The organism is Streptomyces sp. NPDC001902 (assembly GCF_042891295.1).
In the GTDB taxonomy this organism is placed as follows: Bacteria; Actinomycetota; Actinomycetes; order Streptomycetales; family Streptomycetaceae; genus Actinacidiphila.
Genome location: NZ_JBIATA010000018.1, coordinates 52,887 through 70,709, shown reverse-complemented (window position 1 = coordinate 70,709; position 17,823 = coordinate 52,887). Strand labels below are relative to the sequence as shown.

The window sequence follows — 17,823 nt, the reverse complement described above, 5'->3', positions numbered from 1 at the left end:
GGTGCTCAGTCGTCGAAGTGCGTCTTGGAGCCTGCGGTGGAGACGGTGGCGGCCGTGGCGAGCAGCAGCGCGCGGTCGGTGATGACGGGTCGTCCGTCGGGGAGCACGTTCAGCTGCAGGGCGGAATCGTAGGTGTACGGCGCTACGAATGTTTCGGGTGTGGCCGGCCGGGCATGAATCAGCGCGAACGGTCGCATGGCTTCTCCTCACTACTCCTGCGCGTCGGGCAGCAACCAGCTCCAGTGCCCAACTGCGGCCCTACGTATGAGACTCACGTGGGCCCCCGAACCGTTCCCTGTTACTGGTGTGACGCAGGTAACTATACGTGCCTGAAGTGCATTGAGTTCGCTACACAGAGTGACGAAGTGACTCTCTTTCGTAGGTATCGCCAAGGGGCACCGGTGTTCGCGTACCCCCTGCACGGCTGAGGTTGCGCACCGTCACGGAGCTCGTCGTTCGCGCTCCTCCTCCAGGGCCAGCACCTCGGGCAGGTTCCCCAGCCGCTCCAGCCCCCGAACCGCCCTCGCCGTACGGTGGTTGGCGGCGAGCAGGTCCCGGTGCCGGTGCACGAAGGACCAGTAGCCGGTCGTGTATGGGCAGGCGCGCTCGCCCGTCCGTTCGGCGGGCCGGTAGGCACAGCCGTCGCACAGGTCGCTCATGCGGTGGATGTAGGCGCCCGCCGAGGTGTACGGCTTGGTCGTCATCAGCCCGCCGTCCGCGTACTGGGACATCCCGACCACGTTCGGCGCCATCACCCAGTCGTGGCCGTCGACGAAGCAGCGGTGGAACCAGTCCGTCAACTCCGCCGGGTCCCAGCCGTGTTGGAGGGCGTGACTGCCCAGCACCATCAGCCGGGGGATGTGGTGGGTCCACCCCGTGTCGCGGACCTGGGCCAGCACCGTCGACAGGCAGCGCGCCCGCACCGCTTCCGCGTCCAGTTCCAGGAACCAGCGCGGCAGCCGTGTGTGGTGGCGCAGTTCGTTGCGGTGCCGGTAGCCGGCGCCGAAGTGCCAGTACAACTGCTGTACGTACTCGCGCCATCCGGCGACCTGCCGGACGAAGCCCTCCACGCTGTTCAGCGGCGCCTCACCGGACCGCAGGGCGCGCTCCGCCCGCTCGACGCACTCGGCGGGGTGCAACAGCCCCAGGTTCAGGGGGGCGGAGAGCAGGCTGTGGCTCATCACCGGGTCCCCGGCGAGCATGGCGTCCTCGTACCGCCCGAACTCCGGCAGCCGGTGCGCGACGAAGGCGCGGAGCGCCGACAGTGCCTCGCGCCGGGTCGCGGGGAACATACGGGGGCCGTCGCGTCCCACGAAGCGGACCCGGCCCTCGCGCTCCCAGCGGTCCAGGTCGCGCCGGACCTCCTCGTCGATCTCGTCCTCGTGCGGCCGCCAGGGCGGCGGCACCCCGAGGTCGTCCCGGTCGCGCGGCGGCGGTTCCCGGTTGTCGTGGTCCAGGTTCCAGCGCCCGCCGGCCGGTTCGCCGCCGTCCATCAGCAGGTCGTGGGAGCGGCGCACCCAGCGGTAGAAGTCCTCCAGCAGCAGGCGTCCGCCGGAGCGGCCCTCCAGCCACCCGGCGAAGTCCTCACGCGGCACCAGGAACGCGCGGTCCGGCAGCACCTCGACCCGGTCCAGCGACTCCACCAGCCTCAGCGCGGCCCGGGAGCTCGGCCGGCACACGGTCACGCCTGCGTCGCCGACCGCCTCGCGCAGCCCCTCGCGGTAGGTCCCTGCCCGCACGTAGCGCACGCGGTCGCCGAGTTCCGCCGCCCGGTGCCGCATCGCGGACAGCAGGAGATGGGCCTTGGCCCGGTGCGAGCGGCGCCGGGCGAACGCCGAGCGCGCCTCGATCATCACCACGGGGACGCCGGGGTCGAGGAAGTGCGGCCCCAGCTGGTCGCCGAAGAGCCAGTGCGGACGTGGCGCCATGCGGGGTACCTCCGGTGGCGTGCGGCGGGACGTAGCGGGATGTTCCGGGCGGGGACATCCTTCATCACGCCGACGGCCGACGGCTGCAATGGCGTCCGTGGCCGCCCGCCGGTGTCGTCGTTCCGGACTGCGGTGAGCGGGGAGCCCCTTCGCCCGCTCCCGATGAGCCTGCCCGAGGCGCCTGGGGCGCCCTCGCATGCGGTACGGCCGTGACCGCCACCCTGCTGCCTCAGCCGTCCCGGCGCCGCGCGCCTTCCGTCGGAGCGCCGCACGGGCCGCCGCACGGGCCCGGCGGCCCGGCAGCACCCGCCGAGCGGGTCAGCCCCGTGTCGCGTCGGATCGCGGGGTGACGCCGCGCTGCCAGCGGGTCTCGCCGTCCACGACGAGGGACGTGGCGGCCAGGCCCGCCGCCGCGGCGACCGCCCCGGACGCCCGGTGCCCGGGGTGGACGTGGGCGACGACGCGGTCCACGGGGAGCACGGCGAGCCAGGCGACGAGGGCGACGGCCGCCTCGGTGGCGATGCCCCGGCCCTGCCAGGGGGTGCCGACCACCCAGGCGACCTCCGCGACCGTGCCATCCGGCGTGTCCCACGCCACCGTCGCCTGCACGGTGCCCGCGAGGCGGTCGTCCGCGCGCAGCCGGACCACCCAGTTCCACCAGGACACGCTCGGGTCCCCGGAGCCGGCGACGAGGCGGGCGTAGCGGGCGCGCAGGCCCGGTGCGTCGTACGGAGCGCCACCGGTGAACTCGTGGAGCCGGGGGTCGCCGAGCACGGCGGCCATCTCCTCGGCGTGCTCGACCCGCAGCGGTTCGAGGACCAGCCGCGCCGTGGTGAGCGCTTCGGGGCCGCCGGGCCGCAGGGGCGCCGTCACCCGGCGAGCCCGAACAGCCGGACGGCGTTGCCGTGCAGGACGCCCCGCGTCCACGCGTCGCCCAGCTCCAGCCGCCTCAGCGCCTCGAGGGCGTGCGGGTACGCGTACGGGATGTTGGGGAAGTCGCTGCCGAACAGGACGCGCTCCCCGAGGTCGGCCAGCCGCTTGCGCTCCGGGGGCGGGAAGGGCGCCGCGGCCTCGCTGAAGTCCGTGAAGGCCATCGTCGTGTCCAGGTGCACGCCCTCGTACCGCCCGGCGAGGTCCAGGAACGCCCCGTACTCGGGCATCCCCATGTGGGCGACGACCAGCCGCAGCCGGGGGTGCCGGGCCAGCAGCCGCGCGATCGGGCCGGGACCGGTGTGGCGGCCGGGGACGGGGCCCGACCCGCAGTGGGTGACGACGGGGACGCCGCTGTCCGCGAGCAGCCCCCAGACGGGGTCGAGCAGCGGGTCGTTGGGGTCGAAGGCCCCGACCTGGACGTGGCACTTGAAGACCCGGGTGCCCGCCTCCAGCGCCTGCCGGACGTAGCCCGGCGCCTGCTGCTCCGGGAAGAAGGTCGCCGTGTGCAGGCAGTCGGGCGTCCGGGCTGCGAAGCCGGCGGCCCAGGAGTTCAGCCAGGCGGCCATCGCGGGCTTGTGCGGGTAGAGCATCGAGGTGAAGGCGCGCACCCCGAACGCCCGGAGCGTGGCCACCCGCGCGTCCTCGTCGGTGCGGTACGCGATGGGCCACGGCCGGCCCGTGAGCGGGCCGGCGGAGTCGAAGTACGCCCAGACCTTGGCCAGCACGCGGTCCGGCATGAAGTGCGTGTGCACGTCCACGATCCCCGGCAGGCCCAGACCCTGCCAGAGCTCCCTCACCCGTACGGCGTCGTCCGGCGGCGCCACGTCCGTCACCTGTGCCACTGTGCCTCCTCCATGGCGGTGATCCTCACACGAACCGCGGCCCGCCGGGGCTGCGGCCCTTGTCAACGGCATCGCGCATCCATAGCATCGCCAGTGTTACAGCAATACTGTCATGCTCGTTGCGAAGCCGGAGGCCCCCGATGACCGAGGCGGGAACGCGACCCGGGGAAGCGGCCTCCACCGGCGGGCCGCTCGCCGGTGTGCGCGTGGTGGAGCTGGCCGGCATCGGGCCGGCCCCGTTCGCCGCCATGCTGCTCGGCGACCTCGGCGCCGACGTCGTCCGCGTCGACCGGCCCGGTGGCTCACGGCTCGGCATCGACCCGGCGCACGACGTCACCAACCGCAACAAACGCTCCGTGGTCGCCGACCTCAAGAGCGAGGAGGGCGCCCGGCTGGTCCTGGACCTCGCCGCCCGCGCCGACATCCTGCTGGAGGGCAACCGCCCCGGCGTCGCCGAACGCCTCGGCGTCGGTCCCGCCGACTGCCACGCCCGCAACCCCCGCCTCGTCTACGGCCGGATGACCGGCTGGGGCCAGGACGGGCCGCTCGCCGCGCGCGCCGGGCACGACATCGGCTACATCGCCGTCGCCGGGGCCCTCGGGATGATCGGCTCCGGCGACGGACCGCCCGCCATCCCGGCCAACCTGCTCGGCGACTACGCGGGCGGCTCCCTCTACCTCGTCACCGGCGTCCTCGCGGCCCTGCACCACGCCCGCGCCACCGGCACCGGACAGGTCGTCGACGCGGCCATCGTCGACGGCGTCGCCCACCTCGGCGCAATGATCCGCGGCATGGTCGCCGCCGGCGGCTGGCAGGACCGGCGCGGCGCCAACCTGCTGGACGGCGGCTGCCCCTACTACGCCGTCTACGAGACCGCCGACGGCGGCTGGATGGCCGTCGGCGCCCTGGAACCCGCCTTCTACGCGGAGTTCGCCCGGCTGCTCGACCTCCCCCAGGACGCGCCGGACCGGGGCGACCTCGGACGCTGGGACGAACTGCGCGCCGTGATCGCGGCCCGCTTCAAGTCCCGTACCCGCCAGGAGTGGACGGAGGTCTTCGAGGGCAGCGACGCCTGCACGGCGCCGGTGCTGTCGCTGGCGGAGGCCGCGGCCCACCCCCACCTGGCCGCCCGCGGCACCTTCGCCGACGCCGGCGGCACCACCCAGCCCGCTCCCGCCCCCCGCTTCTCCGCCACCCCCGGCGCGCTGCGCCGGACGCCCGCGATGCCCGGCGCGCACACCGCCGAGGTCGCCCGCGACTGGGACCTGCCGGCGCCCGCCCCCGGGGCCGCGCCGCCCACCACCACCCTCGTCGAGCAGGCCGGGGACCGGCTCCCGTAGCCGCGCCACCGGCGGAAGGCAGGCACAAGCATGCAGCGCGACCTCTTCACGGCCGAGCACGAGGCGTTCCGGGAGACCGTGCGGACCTTCCTCGCCAAGGAGGTGCTGCCGCACCACGAGCGCTGGGAGAAGGCCGGCATCGTCGACCGCGAGGCCTGGCTCGCCGCCGGCCGCCAGGGCCTGCTCGGCCCGGCCGTCCCCGAGGAGTACGGCGGCGGGGGCAGCGACGACTTCCGCTACGCGGTCGTGCTGACCGAGGAGTTCGCCCGCGCCGGGGCGCACGGGCTCGCCCTCGGCCTGCACAACGACGTCATCGGCCCGTACCTGACCGGACTGGCCACCGAGGAGCAGAAGCGGCGCTGGCTGCCCGGCTTCTGCAGCGGCGAGACCATCACGGCCATCGCCATGACCGAGCCCGGTGCGGGCTCCGACCTGCAGGGCATCCGCACCACCGCCACCGACGCGGGCGACGCCTACGTCCTCAACGGCTCCAAGACCTTCATCTCCAACGGGATCCTCGCCGACCTCGTCGTGGTCGTCGCGCGCACCACCCCCGAAGGCGGTGCGCGCGGGCTGAGCCTCCTCGTCGTGGAGCGCGGCATGCCCGGCTTCGAACGCGGCCGCAACCTCGACAAGATCGGCCAGAAGGCCCAGGACACCGCCGAGCTCTTCTTCCACGACGTACGGGTGCCCAAGGAGAACCTCCTCGGCACCGAGAACCAGGCCTTCTTCCACCTGATGGCCAACCTCGCCCAGGAGCGGCTCACCATCGCCGTCGCCGCGGCGGCCGCCGCCGAGCACCTGCTCGACCTCACCACCACCTACGTCAAGGAGCGCGAGGCCTTTGGCCGGCCGCTCGCCCGGCTCCAGCACATACGGTTCGAGATCGCCGAGATGGCCACCGAGTGCGCGGTCACGCGCACCTTCGTCGACCGCTGCATCGGCGAGCACGCGGCGGGCCGCCTCGACGCGGTGCACGCGTCGATGGCCAAATGGTGGGCGACGGAACTGCAGAAGCGGGTCACCGACCGCTGTCTGCAACTGCACGGCGGCTACGGCTACATGAGCGAGTTCCCGATCGCCAAGGCCTTCACCGACGGACGCATCCAGACCATCTACGGCGGCACCACGGAGATCATGAAGGAAATCATCGGCCGTTCGCTGCTCGGCTGATCCGGCCCCATCCCCGCCCGTCACCCCCACCGGCATCCCCACCCGCATCCCCACCGACACCCTCATCGAAAGGCACCCGACGTTGAGCACCGACGCCTACGTCTACGAGGCCATCCGCACCCCGCGCGGGCGCGGAAAGGCCAACGGCTCCCTGCACGGCACCAAGCCCATCGACCTGGTCACCGGGCTCATCGACGAACTGCGCCGCCGCCTGCCGGGCCTCGACCCGGCCGCGATCGACGACATCGTGCTCGGCGTCGTGACCCCGATCGGCGACCAGGGCTCCGACATCGCCAAGACCGCCGCCATCGCCGCCGGGCTGCCCGAGACCGTGGCGGGCGTCCAGGAGAACCGCTTCTGCGCCTCCGGTCTGGAGGCCGTCAACATGGCCGCCGCCAAGGTGCGTTCCGGCTGGGAGGACCTGGTGCTCGCGGGCGGCGTCGAGTCGATGTCCCGCGTCCCCATGGGCTCCGACGGCGGGGCCTGGGCCATGGACCCCATGACCAGCTACACCACGGGCTTCGTGCCCCAGGGCGTCGGCGCCGACCTCATCGCCACCATCGAGGGCTTCAGCCGCCACGACGTCGACTCCTACGCCGCCGAGTCGCAGGCGCGCGCCGTCGAGGCCTGGAAGGAGGGGCGTTTCGACCGCTCCGTCGTCCCCGTCGTCGACCGCAACGGCCTGGTCGTCCTCGACCGCGACGAGCACATCCGGCCCGGCACCACCGCGGAGAGCCTGGCCGGGCTGAAGCCCTCCTTCGCCACGATCGGCGAGGCGGGCGGCTTCGACGCCGTCGCGCTGCAGAAGTACCACTGGGTCGAGAAGATCGACCACGTCCACCACGCGGGCAACTCCTCCGGCATCGTGGACGGCGCCGCCCTGGTCGCCATCGGCAACCGCGAGACGGGCGAGCGCTTCGGCCTGGCCCCGCGCGCCCGCATCGTCTCCGCCGCGGTCTCCGGCTCCGACCCCACCATCATGCTCACCGGCCCCGCCCCCGCCTGCCGCAAGGCGCTCGCCAAGGCCGGGCTGACCGTCGACGACATCGACCTCGTCGAGATCAACGAGGCCTTCGCCGCCGTCGTCCTGCGCTTCATGCGCGAGATGGGCCTGAGCCACGACAAGGTCAACGTCAACGGCGGCGCCATCGCGCTCGGCCACCCGCTCGGCGCCACCGGCGCCATGATCCTGGGCACCCTGATCGACGAACTGGAGCGCCGCGACCAGCGGTACGGACTCGCCACGCTGTGCGTCGGCGGCGGCATGGGCATCGCCACCGTCGTCGAGCGTCTCTGACCTCCTGTCCCGCACCCCGCAACGGAGCCGACCGAACATGACCGCTCTTCCGACGAACACCACCATCCGCTGGGAACAGGACGGGACCGGGGTCGTCACCCTCGTCCTCGACGACCCGAACCAGTCCGCCAACACCATGAACCAGGCCTTCAGGGAGTCCCTGCGGGCCGTCGCCGACCGCCTGGAGGCGGAACGCGACTCGGTCCGCGGCGTCATCGTCACCTCCGCCAAGAAGACCTTCTTCGCCGGCGGCGACCTCAAGGACATGATCAAGGCGGGTCCCGAGGACGCCCCGCAGATCTTCGAGGCCGGCATGGGCATCAAGCGCGACCTGCGCCGCATCGAGACCCTCGGCAAGCCCGTGGTCGCCGCCGTCAACGGCGCGGCCCTCGGCGGCGGTTACGAGATCGCGCTGGCCTGTCACCACCGCGTCGCGCTCGACGCCCGCGGATCGAAGATCGGCCTGCCCGAGGCGACCCTCGGCCTGCTCCCCGGCGGCGGCGGGGTGGTCCGCACGGTGCGGCTGCTGGGCATCACCGACGCGCTGCTGAAGGTGCTGCTGCAGGGCAACCAGTACGATCCGCGGCGCGCGCTGGAGAACGGGCTCGTGCACGAGGTCGCCACGGACCACGACGACATGCTGGCCAAGGCGCACGCCTTCATCGACGCCCACCCCGAGTCCGCGCAGCCGTGGGACGTCAAGGGCTACCGCATCCCCGGCGGCACCCCCAGCACCCCCGCGTTCGCGGCCAACCTGCCCGCCTTCCCGGCCAACCTGAGGAAGCAGCTCGCCGGCGCCCCCTACCCGGCGCAGCGCAACATCCTGGCCGCCGCCGTCGAGGGCGCCCAGGTCGACATCGACACCGCCTTCACGATCGAGGCCCGTTACTTCACCGAGCTGGTGACCGGCCAGGTCGCGAAGAACATGATCCAGGCCTTCTTCTTCGACATGCAGGCCGTCAACTCCGGTGCCAGCCGCCCCAAGGACGTCCCGGCCCGGCAGGTCACCAAGGTGGCCGTGCTCGGCGCCGGCATGATGGGCGCGGGCATCGCCTACTCCTGCGCCAAGGCGGGCATCGAGGTCGTCCTGAAGGACGTCACCGCCGAGGCCGCCGAGCGCGGCAAGGCGTACTCCGCGGGACTGCTCGACAAGGCCCTGGCCAGGGGCCGCACCACCCAGGAGAAGCGGGACGAACTGCTCGCCCGGATCCACCCCACCGCAGACCCGCAGGACCTGGCGGGCTGCGACGCCGTGATCGAGGCGGTCTTCGAGGACCCGGCCCTGAAGCACAAGGTCTTCCAGGAGATCGAGGGCGTGGTCGCCCCCGACGCCCTGCTGTGCTCCAACACCTCCACCCTGCCCATCACGCTGCTCGCCGAGGGCGTGCAGCGCCGCGAGGACTTCATCGGCCTGCACTTCTTCTCGCCGGTCGACAAGATGCCGCTGGTCGAGATCATCAAGGGCGCCCGCTCCGGCGACGAGGCCGTCGCCCGCGCCTTCGACCTGGTCCGGCAGATCCGCAAGACCCCGATCGTCGTCAACGACTCGCGCGGTTTCTTCACCTCGCGCGTCATCGGGCACTTCATCAACGAGGGCGTCGCCATGGTCGGCGAGGGCGTCGACCCCGCGACCGTGGAGCAGGCCGCCGCCCAGGCGGGCTACCCGGCCAAGGTGCTCTCCCTGATGGACGAGCTGACGCTCACGCTGCCCCGCAAGATCCGCGAGGAGTCACGGCGTGCGGTGGAGGAGGCCGGCGGCACCTGGCATCCGCACCCGGCCGACGCCGTCATCGACCGCATGGTCGAGGAGTTCGGCCGCCCCGGGCGCAGCGGGGGCGCCGGCTTCTACGACTACGCGGACGGCAGGCGGGCGGGCCTGTGGCCCGGACTGCGCGAGCACTTCACCAAACCGGAGGCGGCGGCCGTCCCCTTCGAGGACCTCAAGGAGCGCATGCTCTTCGCCGAGGCGCTGGACACCGTCCGCTGCCTGGAGGAGGGCGTCCTCACCTCCGTCGCCGACGCCAACATCGGCTCCATCCTGGGCATCGGCTTCCCCGCCTGGACCGGTGGCGTCCTGCAGTACGTCAACGGCTACCCCGGTGGCCCGGCCGGCTTCCTCGCCCGCGCCGAGGAGTTGAGGGCCGCCTACGGCGAGCGCTTCGCGGCGCCGGAGCTGCTGGTGCGCAAGGCCGGGCGGGGCGAGACCTTCACCGACGGCTGACCCGTACGACGGTGCCGCGGCCCCCGCACCCGGGGGACCGCGGCACCGTCGTCTCAGTCCTCGCCGCGCCCCCGGTCGCCGAGCCCGGCGGCCGTGGCCCGCAGTTCCTCGGCGAGCGACCGCTGGAAGGCGGTGACCAGGGCCTGGACGACCATCGGCTGCAGGTCGTCGGTGAGCCTGCGCATCCGGGCCCGCTCCTCCGGCGCCGGGCGTCCGGCCACGTACGGCTGCCACACCTCCTGCTGGAAGAGCCGGTGCAGCTCGTGGGCGACCGCGCGGGCGTGCTTCAGCACGATCTCCCGGGTGGCGAGCAGCGTCTCCAGCGGGATCGGCACGTCCAGCAGGCGCACGCCCAGGTGCAGCAGGGCCGGGTTCACCAGCAGCACACCGGGGTCCCCGGTGGGGTGCAGGACGCCCATGGCCGCGAGCCGGTCCAGGTCATGGTCGCTCAGCGGCCGCCCCGCCCGCTGCTCCAGCCTGTCGCGGGCCAGCTCCTCCGCTGCGTCCGGCATCCACGTCGCCACCAGCGCCCGGTGCAGTGCGAGGTCCTCGGGGGTGATGTCGGCCGGCAACTGGTCCAGGTAGCGGCCGATCGCGGCCAGCGTCAGTCCCTGCCGCTGCAGCTCCTCGATCAGCGCCAGACGGGCGAGGTGGTCCGGCCCGTACAGACCGACGCGCCGGGTGCCCAGTTCCGGCGGCGGCAGCAGGCCCTTGGCGCTGTAGAAGCGGATCGTGCGGACCGTCGTACCGGACCGTGCCGCGAGCTCGTCCACCGTCAGGCGCGGCTCCTCGGCCGCCGGCGCGGTCTGCCGGGCGGGGGACTGCGTCATGCGCCGGATCTCGCTCTCTGCCTCGCCGCGCTGGTCATGACACCAGTATGACCGGTCACGGTGCGCAGCCGGGGCCGCGCCGGCGTCCGCGGCGGGCCCGGGAGGGCCACCGCACACGGCATGCCGCGCCCGTCGGGGGATCCGACCGTCGGCGAACGCCCGGGACCACCGCGGCCATCGGCGGGTGCAGCATCCGGCCGGCGGCGCTGGTCGCGCGGGACTCAGGGCCCCGCGGGACTCAGGACCCCGCGGGGCGGCGGGAGCCGGGGTCCGCGTCGCCATCGGTGCCGCGCGGGGCGGCCATGCCGACCAGCGCGATGTCGTCGTGGGGGCGGTCGGCGAGCCATTCGGTGGTGCGCATCTCCACGTGCTCGACCAGGGCCTGCACGGGCATGCCGACACACCCGGCCATGGTCGTCTTCAGGCGCTCCGAGCCGAAGAACTCACGGCCCGTCACCCCGCCGCGGGCCTCGGTGACGCCGTCCGAGTAGAGCAGGCAGCTCTCCCCGGGCTGTAGCACAGTGGTGAAGGTCGTCGCCCGTACGTCGGGCACCGCGCCGATCAGCGTGCCGGTCGTGTCGGCCTCCTCCACCTCGCCGGAGGCCCGCAGGATGAGCGGGGCCGGGTGGCCGCCCGCGGTGAGCCGCAGCCGCACCTGGCCGTGGCCGAGCGGGGTGACACCCGCCAGCACCATGGTCGCGAACCGCGTGTGCGCGGTGTTGAGGAGCGCGTCGTTGAGCAGCGTCAGCAGCCGCACGTGGTCGGTCTCGACCAGGCGCAGGGCACTGAGGGTGTTGCGGATCTTGCCGGTGAGGACGGCGGCCTCCAGGCCCTTGCCGCACACGTCCCCCAGGACCACGGTGCTCTCGCCGTCGGAGTCCAGCGCCGGGTAGGCGTCGTAGAAGTCCCCGCCGATGCGCAGCGCCTCGCGGGCCGGCCGGTAGGAGCCCGCGACCTCGGTGCCCCTGAGGGGCTTCAGCCGCGGCGGCAGCAGGTCCTCCTGGAGCAGGGCGGCGCTGCGCGCCTGTTCGGTGTAGAGGACGCAGGCGCAGATCGCGGCGCCGGCCCGGGCGGCGAAGACCCGGGCGAAGGTCTCCTCCTCGACCGTGAACGGCCCGCCGAGGCGCCGCATCAGGATGAGCGCCCCTGCCGGGACCCCGTTGCCCGGCAGCGGGGTCACCAGCAGCGACACCGGGGTGCCGAAGTCCTCGGGGACCACCCAGTCCGGGGTCTGCGCGGGGTCGATCCAGCGGGACGGCACCGGGGGGAACCCGGCCAGCGCCTCCGCCAGCCCCGGCACCTCGGCGGGATCGGCGGACGGCGCGCACTCCTCCACGCCGGGGCGGCCCGCGACGGCCCAGGTCAGCCGCAGCCGCCGGTCGGGCGGGGTGACGACCACCGCGGCGTCGGCGAGCCGCGACGCGGCCAGTTCGGCCGTGGCGGCCAGGCACTTGCGCGGGTCGAGCGAGGAGAGCAGCCGGGCGGACGCCTCGGCCAGGAACGCCGTCCGTTCCTGGGCCAGCCGTAGTTCGCGGTCGGCGCTGCGGGCGTCCGTCACGTCGGTGAGGTACCAGGCGTGGTGCCCGCCCGGGAGGTCGGCGCGGCGTGCCGTGACCTGCCGGCTCCCCACGCCGCCGTGGGCGGTGGAAGCCCCGGAGGCGTCCGCCGTCGTCAGCCACGCGGGCGCGGTAGCGGCGAGCGGGCGGCCGGGCACCGCGTGCGGGGCCCAGGAGGTGACCACGGCGTTCACGGCACGGATCACCCCGGCGCGGTCGCACACCACGACGGCGGTCTCGGTCAGGGACTCGATCAGCGCGCGCAGCACCCGTTGCCCGATCCGAGCGGAGGTGCCTGACCCCTGCTCTCGGGCCACTGGTGAGCGCGGAGGCGGGAGAGACGTCACGATGCGGTAGGAGCATGGCCGGGGCCGTCTGGGACCGTCGGGCTCGCTCCGGTCACCCTCTCGTACCTGGACGAAGGTTGGCTGGGCAAACAGTTGCCCTTCGGCAAGAGTCTTCCCCATCGCCCGTCACCGGGCAAGCTCCTCCCAGCGGTTCACCGCCAGTCCAGGCACACGATCAGCGCGTCGTCCTCGGCCTCCGGCAGGACGCGGTGACCCGGCAGTTCGCCCAGGATCGCCCCCGGGACGTCCGCGGCGGGAAGCAGCCGGGTGGCCAGGGCCGCGCGGGCCAGGGCCCGTTCGCCGTACGTCTCGCCGCCCGGGGAGGCGGTCGCGTACACGCCGTCGCTCACCACCAGGAGCCGGTCGCCGGAGCGCACCTCGAACGGCTGCGGCACGTACGGGGTGTCCTCGAACATGCCCAGGGGGAACTGCGCCTCGAAGCCGATCGTCTCCACCGCCGAGCCGCGCAGCCGGTACACGCGCGGCGATCCGGCCTCGACGACCTCGGCCGCGCCGGTCGCCAGGTCGAAGCGCATCAGCAGGACCGAAACGTACCGTTCGCCCCGGTACCGGGCGTAGACGGCCTGGTCCGCGAGCGCCGCCTGGTCGGCGAGGGGGACGCCGGCACGCCGGGCGTTGCGCAGTGCGTTCACGGTGAGGCTGGTCAGCAGGGCGGCCTCGATGCCCTCTCCCATGCCGTTGGTGACGGTCAGCGTGAGGTCCCGCGCGGAGGCCGACCAGTCGAAGTTGTCTCCGTGGATGTCGTACGCGGGCTCCAGCTGGGCGCCGAGGGCGTACTCGGGGCGGGCACACGCCCGTCCGGGCAGCAGCTCCCACTGCACCTCCGCGGCGAGGGTCAGCCGCTCCCGGCGGCGGGCGCGCAGGTAGCGGTCGGTGTCCCGGTCGGCGACGAGGAGGTGGTGGCCGAGGACCTCCGCGATCTCCGCGAGGTCCCGGACCTCCTCCGGCGCGGGTTCGCCGGGGAGGCCGACGCTCAGCACGCCGATCCGGTCACCGCGCACGCTCACCGGCAGGTGGAGGCGCACGCCGTCCTCGCCCGCCGGCTCGGCGAACGGTTCCTGGGCGCCGAAGCACCGGCCTTCGGGCGTTCCCGCGACGGGTACGGCGGCCTCAGCGGGTTCGGGCGCGGAGACCGGCTGGAGCACCGCCAGGCCGTAGTCGGCGAGCAGGATCTCCACGGAGCGTGCCGCGCAGTGCGTGCGGAGGACCTCCGTCAGGGCGGCGGGCAGTGCGTGCGGCGGCGCGGCGCGCAGGGCGCGTTCGGCGGCGAGCGGGGCGTGTCGGTTCACCGGGGTGCGACGGTCCTTCTTGGTCCGGGGGCGGGTCGGTTAGCGTGGTGGCGCGCCGTTCGGCGCGCCTTGTCCTGTCTTCGTCTACCCGCTCGCCCGCGGTACCCCGCGGGCGGCGCGCCGTGAGGAGGTGCCCTTGCCCGCAACTGCCGGATCGCAGCGGGACGCCGCCGTGGCCGCGGCGTCGTCCGTGGTCGAGGCACTGGAGGTGCTGTGGGGCCGCGGCCGGGAGGCGGGCGACCCACCCGTACCGCCCTCGCAACTGCGCGTGCTGTTCGCGCTGGAGGGCAACGAGGGGATCAACCTGAGGACGCTGTGCGACGTCCTGGGTGCCGCGCCGCCCGCGGTGAGCCGGCTCTGCGACCGGCTGCAGGCGGTGGGGTACCTCACCCGGGACACCAGCCCCACCTCACGCCGGGAGGTGTGCCTGTGGCTGACGCCGCGCGGTGCCGCCTTCCTCGCCCAGCTGCGGGAACGCCGGGAGCAGGAACTGGCGACGGTCGTGGCGGCGATGCCCGAGCGTGCCCGGCGCGCGCTGCTGGAGGGGCTGACCGCGTTCCGCTCCGCCGCCGACGCGACGGGGCTCGGTGCCGTACGGCCGCTCCCCGGCGACCGCAGCCACACCGCGTAGCCGTCCGGCCCGCGCTCCCCGCCGTGCGTCCGGCGCCGGGGACGTTGGCCGGCGGGGCGCTCTCCGTGCAATTGTTGTGTTCGACTACTGTTGCCAAACGGCAATGATCGAAGATGATCGGCACTGTCCCAAAGGGCATCCGGCCAGGGTGCCGGTCGCGTACGATCCCATCGCCCCACCTGGGGCACCGCAGGGGTGGGGAGACGATGTGGAAGGCAACACGCTGACGCCCCCCGAGGGCGTCATCCCCAGACAGGGCGACGGCCGGCGCAGTCGGCTGTCCGTCCTCCTCGTCGAGGACGACGCGGGGGACGCGCTGCTCGTCGAGGAACTGGTCGCCGACAGCGGGGTGCCAGTCGAACTGCGCTGGGTGCGCACGCTGGCCGAGGCCGGCACCGAGCTCGCCGCCCGCCCCGCCGACTGCGTCCTGCTCGACCTGCACCTGCCCGACGGCCAGGGCCTCGACGCCCTCGGCCGGGCGCTGTCGCTCACCGACCGCGCCGCCGTCGTCGTGCTGACCGGTCTCGCCGAGGAACGGACCGGCCTCGCCGCGCTCTCCGCCGGGGCGCAGGACTACCTGGTCAAGGGGCGCGTCGAGGGCGAACTCCTCGGCCGCGCGCTGCGCTACGCCGTCGAACGCAAGCAGGCCGAACGCGCGGCGCTCGCCCTGCGGGCCAGCCAGATGCGGGCCCAGGAGAACGCCCGCCTGGAGCGCGGACTGCTCCCGCTGCCCATGCTGCGCACCAAGGACGTCACCGTCACGCCCCGTTACCGCCCCGGCCGGGCCGACTCCCTGCTCGGCGGGGACTTCTACGACGTCGTGGAGACCACCGAGGGCGTCGTCCACACCCTCATCGGGGACGTCTCCGGGCACGGGCCCGACGAGGCCGCGCTCGGCGTGGGACTGCGCATCGCCTGGCGCACGCTGGTCCTGACCGGGGTCGAAGGCGCCCGGCAACTCGCCCTGCTGGAGCAGGTGCTGGTGGCCGAACGCGCCGCCCCCGAGATCTTCGCCACCGCCACCATCCTCACCCTCGCCCCCGACCGCCGTACCGCCCGGGTGTGGCGGGCCGGCCACCACGGACTGCTCAACCTGACCCCGGAGGGCACCGTCGAGTACACCGAGCCGCCCCGCGGGCCCGCGCTGGGCGTGGTGCCCGGCGCGGGGGAGTGGCCCGAGGGCCGCCTGGAACTGCGACCCGGCCAGTCGCTGATGCTCTTCACGGACGGGCTGTTCGAAGGCCGCACCGACCAGGGCCGGCTCGGTGAGGAGGGGCTGCTCGCACTGGCCAGACAGCACGCCACCCTGCCCGCCTCGGAGTTCGTCGACACCCTGATCGCGCGCGCCGAGGCCCTGGCCGCCGACCACGGCGGCCTGGACGACGACCTGGCCGTGGTCCACCTCACCTGGAGCCCCTCGCCGTGACCGCCGCCCGCGCGCGGCCGGCCGGGCCGGATCCGGCTCGACCCGGGCACCCGGAGGGCACCCGCATCCGCTTCACCCTGCCGGCGGCCGCCGAGCGGGGACCCGCACCGCAGGAAGGATCCGCGTGAACCTGCAGGAACCGGAACCGATCATCGTGCTGCTCGTCGAGGACGACCCCGGCGACGAGCTGATGACCCGCGAGGCGTTCCAGGAGAACAAGGTCCGCAACGTCCTGCACGTCGTACGGGACGGCGAGGAGGCCCTGGACTTCCTCAACCGGCGCGGCGCCCACGCCGGCGCACCGCGCCCCGGCCTGATCCTCCTCGACCTCAACCTGCCCCGCTTCGACGGCCGTCAGGTGCTCGCCGAGATCAAGGCCGACGCCGACCTGTGCACCATCCCGGTCGTCGTCCTCACCACCTCCGAGGCCGAGGAGGACATCCTGCGCAGCTACGCGCTGCACGCCAACGCGTACGTGACCAAGCCGGTGGACTTCGACCGGTTCATCGAGGTGGTCCGGCAGATCGACGACTTCTTCGTGACGGTGGTCAAGCTCCCGGGCCGCTGAACCGCGCCCGGCGCCTGCGGACCGCGCCCCTCAGACCCTCCGCCAGCGGGCCATCGCCCAGGAGAACACCCCGAACAGCCCCAGGCCCACCGCGACCACGGCCAGCAGCCACGGCCCGGCGGGGGTGTCCCGGAACGTGCGCAGCGTGTCGTCCAGCCCCTTCGCCCGGTCCGGGTCGAAGCGCACCGCCGCGACGACGACGAAGCAGCCCGCGGCGGCGAACACCACGCCCCGGCTGGCCCCTCCGGCCACCCCGAGGAAGTCGACCACCTTGCGGACCCGCGGCGACATCGCGCCCGTCCGCAGGTGCTTGCGGAACTTCCGCATCAGCGCCCGCACCGCGATCCATACCCCGGCTCCCAGCAGGACCAGGCCCGCCGCCCCCACCAGCCAGCGGCCCATGGGCCAGCCCAGGGCGTGTGCGGTGGCGTCCTTGGAGGTCTCGTCGCTCGACCCGCCCGCAGAGGAGCCGCCCACCGCGAAGGTCACCACGGAGTACGTCACGAAGGCGTAGAAGACCGCGCGGGCCGCGGACATCAGCCGCTTGCCGGCCTTGTCCCCGTCCGGTCCCGCCGCGCCGAACGCGGCCTCCGACAAGCGCCACAGCGTCATCCCGGCGAAGCCCACCGCCAGGGCCCACACCAGGAACCCGCCGAAGGGCTGCGCCGCCAGCCGGGCGACCGCGCCGCCCCGGTCGGCCTGTTCCGAGGACCCGTCGAAGGCCACCTGCAGGGCCAGCACGCCCAGCAGCGCGTAGATGACCCCGCGCGCCGCGAGGCCCGCCCGCGCCCCGGCGCGGATCGCCTTCTTCCCCTGCGTCCCGGGCCGTACCGCGCCCGTACCCACCGTCGTGCCCACACCGGCCTCCCTGCCCCAAGTGCTCCGGTCCACCGGGTGCCCCGTCGTGGGCGGAACACACCCGGCGACGCCGGGGTGCGCGGCTGCGTGGAGCGCCCGGCCGGGGGTATCCGCGTGGTGCGAACACACTTCCGGCCAGGGGCCGGACGAGGTTGGGGTTGAGGTGGAGATGGAGATCTCGAGCATCATCAGTGCCATCGTGATCGGTCTGGTCGTCGGTGTGCTGGGGCGTCTGGTGGCGCCGGGGCGGCAGCCGATCGGAGTGCTGTGGACGATCGTCGTCGGCATCGTGGCGGCCTTCATCGGCAGCGCGATCGCCCAGGGGTTCGGCGTCGCCGACACCGACGGCGTCGACTGGGTCGAGTGGCTGATACAGATCGGCCTCGCGGCCGTCGGAGTGAGCCTGCTGTCGCGGAGCAAGGCGCGGCGGTGAGCAGCGCGGTGCGGCCGCCCCCCCCCCCGGGGGGGCGGGCCCCCCGGGGGCGGCGCCCCCGGCCGGCGCCGGCGGCCGGGGGGGCGGGGGCCCCCCCCCGCCGGCGGCGGCCCCCGGGGGGGAGGGCCAA

16 protein-coding genes are annotated in these 17,823 nt (G+C 74.0%); 8 read left to right on the top strand and 8 right to left on the bottom strand.

What is annotated here, in order from left to right; all coding sequences use genetic code 11:
• Positions 1–5: 5 nt before the first annotated feature.
• From tgmA to ACFYYN_RS26745, 4 genes are all read right to left on the bottom strand, one after another.
• Positions 6–197 (bottom strand): putative ATP-grasp-modified RiPP, encoded by a 192-nt coding sequence (tgmA, locus tag ACFYYN_RS26760; RefSeq protein ID WP_018562451.1) that lies wholly within the window; start codon positions 195–197, stop codon positions 6–8.
• Between the two features lie 243 nt (positions 198–440).
• Positions 441–1,928 carry a cryptochrome/photolyase family protein gene (locus ACFYYN_RS26755; RefSeq protein WP_500547798.1) on the bottom strand — a complete coding sequence of 496 codons (1,488 nt, stop codon included), beginning with the start codon at positions 1,926–1,928 and terminating at the stop codon, positions 441–443.
• Positions 1,929–2,246: 318 nt separating this feature from the next.
• A complete protein-coding gene (locus ACFYYN_RS26750) occupies positions 2,247–2,801 on the bottom strand; it encodes a GNAT family N-acetyltransferase (protein ID WP_500547797.1) in 555 nt (184 codons plus the stop codon).
• Entirely contained in the window at positions 2,798–3,703 is a 906-nt protein-coding gene (locus ACFYYN_RS26745; protein WP_500547796.1) for an amidohydrolase family protein, read from the bottom strand. The genes ACFYYN_RS26750 and ACFYYN_RS26745 overlap by 4 nt, the downstream gene beginning before the upstream one ends.
• A gap of 140 nt (positions 3,704–3,843) precedes the next feature.
• On the opposite strand from ACFYYN_RS26745, the gene ACFYYN_RS26740 reads away from it, so the two are divergent.
• From ACFYYN_RS26740 to ACFYYN_RS26725, 4 genes are all read left to right on the top strand, one after another.
• Complete coding sequence (locus ACFYYN_RS26740; RefSeq protein WP_500547795.1) at positions 3,844–5,043, top strand: CaiB/BaiF CoA transferase family protein; 1,200 nt, start codon at positions 3,844–3,846, stop codon at positions 5,041–5,043.
• 30 nt (positions 5,044–5,073) lie between these two features.
• On the top strand, positions 5,074–6,216 hold the full coding sequence (locus ACFYYN_RS26735) for an acyl-CoA dehydrogenase family protein (RefSeq protein WP_500547794.1): 1,143 nt from the start codon (positions 5,074–5,076) through the stop codon (positions 6,214–6,216).
• Positions 6,217–6,298: 82 nt separating this feature from the next.
• On the top strand, positions 6,299–7,513 hold the full coding sequence (locus ACFYYN_RS26730; RefSeq protein ID WP_500326479.1) for an acetyl-CoA C-acetyltransferase: 1,215 nt from the start codon (positions 6,299–6,301) through the stop codon (positions 7,511–7,513).
• A 37-nt stretch (positions 7,514–7,550) separates the two neighbouring features.
• The gene (locus ACFYYN_RS26725) at positions 7,551–9,734 is read left to right on the top strand and encodes a 3-hydroxyacyl-CoA dehydrogenase NAD-binding domain-containing protein (RefSeq protein WP_500547793.1); all 2,184 of its coding nucleotides are present in this window, start codon (positions 7,551–7,553) and stop codon (positions 9,732–9,734) included.
• 53 nt (positions 9,735–9,787) lie between these two features.
• Here ACFYYN_RS26725 and ACFYYN_RS26720 read toward each other — a convergent pair whose 3' ends face one another.
• From ACFYYN_RS26720 to ACFYYN_RS26710, 3 genes are all read right to left on the bottom strand, one after another.
• Positions 9,788–10,564, bottom strand: a complete 777-nt coding sequence (locus ACFYYN_RS26720) for a MerR family transcriptional regulator (protein WP_500547792.1) — start codon at positions 10,562–10,564, stop codon at positions 9,788–9,790.
• A 238-nt stretch (positions 10,565–10,802) separates the two neighbouring features.
• Positions 10,803–12,389, bottom strand: coding sequence for a PP2C family protein-serine/threonine phosphatase (locus ACFYYN_RS26715; protein ID WP_500547791.1), 1,587 nt, complete (start codon positions 12,387–12,389; stop codon positions 10,803–10,805).
• A 230-nt stretch (positions 12,390–12,619) separates the two neighbouring features.
• Entirely contained in the window at positions 12,620–13,777 is a 1,158-nt protein-coding gene (locus tag ACFYYN_RS26710) for a PP2C family protein-serine/threonine phosphatase (protein WP_500547790.1), read from the bottom strand.
• 136 nt (positions 13,778–13,913) lie between these two features.
• Between ACFYYN_RS26710 and ACFYYN_RS26705 the strand changes: the two genes are divergently transcribed.
• The 3 genes from ACFYYN_RS26705 (at position 13,914) to ACFYYN_RS26695 (ending at position 16,402) form a co-directional block, all read left to right on the top strand.
• Positions 13,914–14,408 carry a MarR family winged helix-turn-helix transcriptional regulator gene (locus ACFYYN_RS26705; protein ID WP_500547789.1) on the top strand — a complete coding sequence of 165 codons (495 nt, stop codon included), beginning with the start codon at positions 13,914–13,916 and terminating at the stop codon, positions 14,406–14,408.
• A 208-nt stretch (positions 14,409–14,616) separates the two neighbouring features.
• Positions 14,617–15,834, top strand: coding sequence for a PP2C family protein-serine/threonine phosphatase (locus ACFYYN_RS26700; protein ID WP_500326469.1), 1,218 nt, complete (start codon positions 14,617–14,619; stop codon positions 15,832–15,834).
• A gap of 130 nt (positions 15,835–15,964) precedes the next feature.
• On the top strand, positions 15,965–16,402 hold the full coding sequence (locus tag ACFYYN_RS26695) for a response regulator (RefSeq protein ID WP_499517013.1): 438 nt from the start codon (positions 15,965–15,967) through the stop codon (positions 16,400–16,402).
• 30 nt (positions 16,403–16,432) lie between these two features.
• Here the strand turns inward: ACFYYN_RS26695 and ACFYYN_RS26690 are convergent, their stop codons facing one another.
• On the bottom strand, positions 16,433–17,260 hold the full coding sequence (locus ACFYYN_RS26690; RefSeq protein ID WP_500438211.1) for a DUF1206 domain-containing protein: 828 nt from the start codon (positions 17,258–17,260) through the stop codon (positions 16,433–16,435).
• A 169-nt stretch (positions 17,261–17,429) separates the two neighbouring features.
• On the opposite strand from ACFYYN_RS26690, the gene ACFYYN_RS26685 reads away from it, so the two are divergent.
• Positions 17,430–17,693, top strand: a complete 264-nt coding sequence (locus ACFYYN_RS26685; protein ID WP_500547788.1) for a GlsB/YeaQ/YmgE family stress response membrane protein — start codon at positions 17,430–17,432, stop codon at positions 17,691–17,693.
• Positions 17,694–17,823: the final 130 nt, after the last annotated feature.

Coding starts and splice junctions, on each gene's coding strand:
- tgmA (WP_018562451.1), bottom strand. CDS start 197: ATGCGACCGTTCGCGCTGATTCATGCCCGGCCGGCCACACCCGAAACA.
- ACFYYN_RS26755 (WP_500547798.1), bottom strand. CDS start 1,928: ATGGCGCCACGTCCGCACTGGCTCTTCGGCGACCAGCTGGGGCCGCAC.
- ACFYYN_RS26740 (WP_500547795.1), top strand. CDS start 3,844: ATGACCGAGGCGGGAACGCGACCCGGGGAAGCGGCCTCCACCGGCGGG.
- ACFYYN_RS26735 (WP_500547794.1), top strand. CDS start 5,074: ATGCAGCGCGACCTCTTCACGGCCGAGCACGAGGCGTTCCGGGAGACC.
- ACFYYN_RS26725 (WP_500547793.1), top strand. CDS start 7,551: ATGACCGCTCTTCCGACGAACACCACCATCCGCTGGGAACAGGACGGG.
- ACFYYN_RS26720 (WP_500547792.1), bottom strand. CDS start 10,564: ATGACGCAGTCCCCCGCCCGGCAGACCGCGCCGGCGGCCGAGGAGCCG.
- ACFYYN_RS26685 (WP_500547788.1), top strand. CDS start 17,430: ATGGAGATCTCGAGCATCATCAGTGCCATCGTGATCGGTCTGGTCGTC.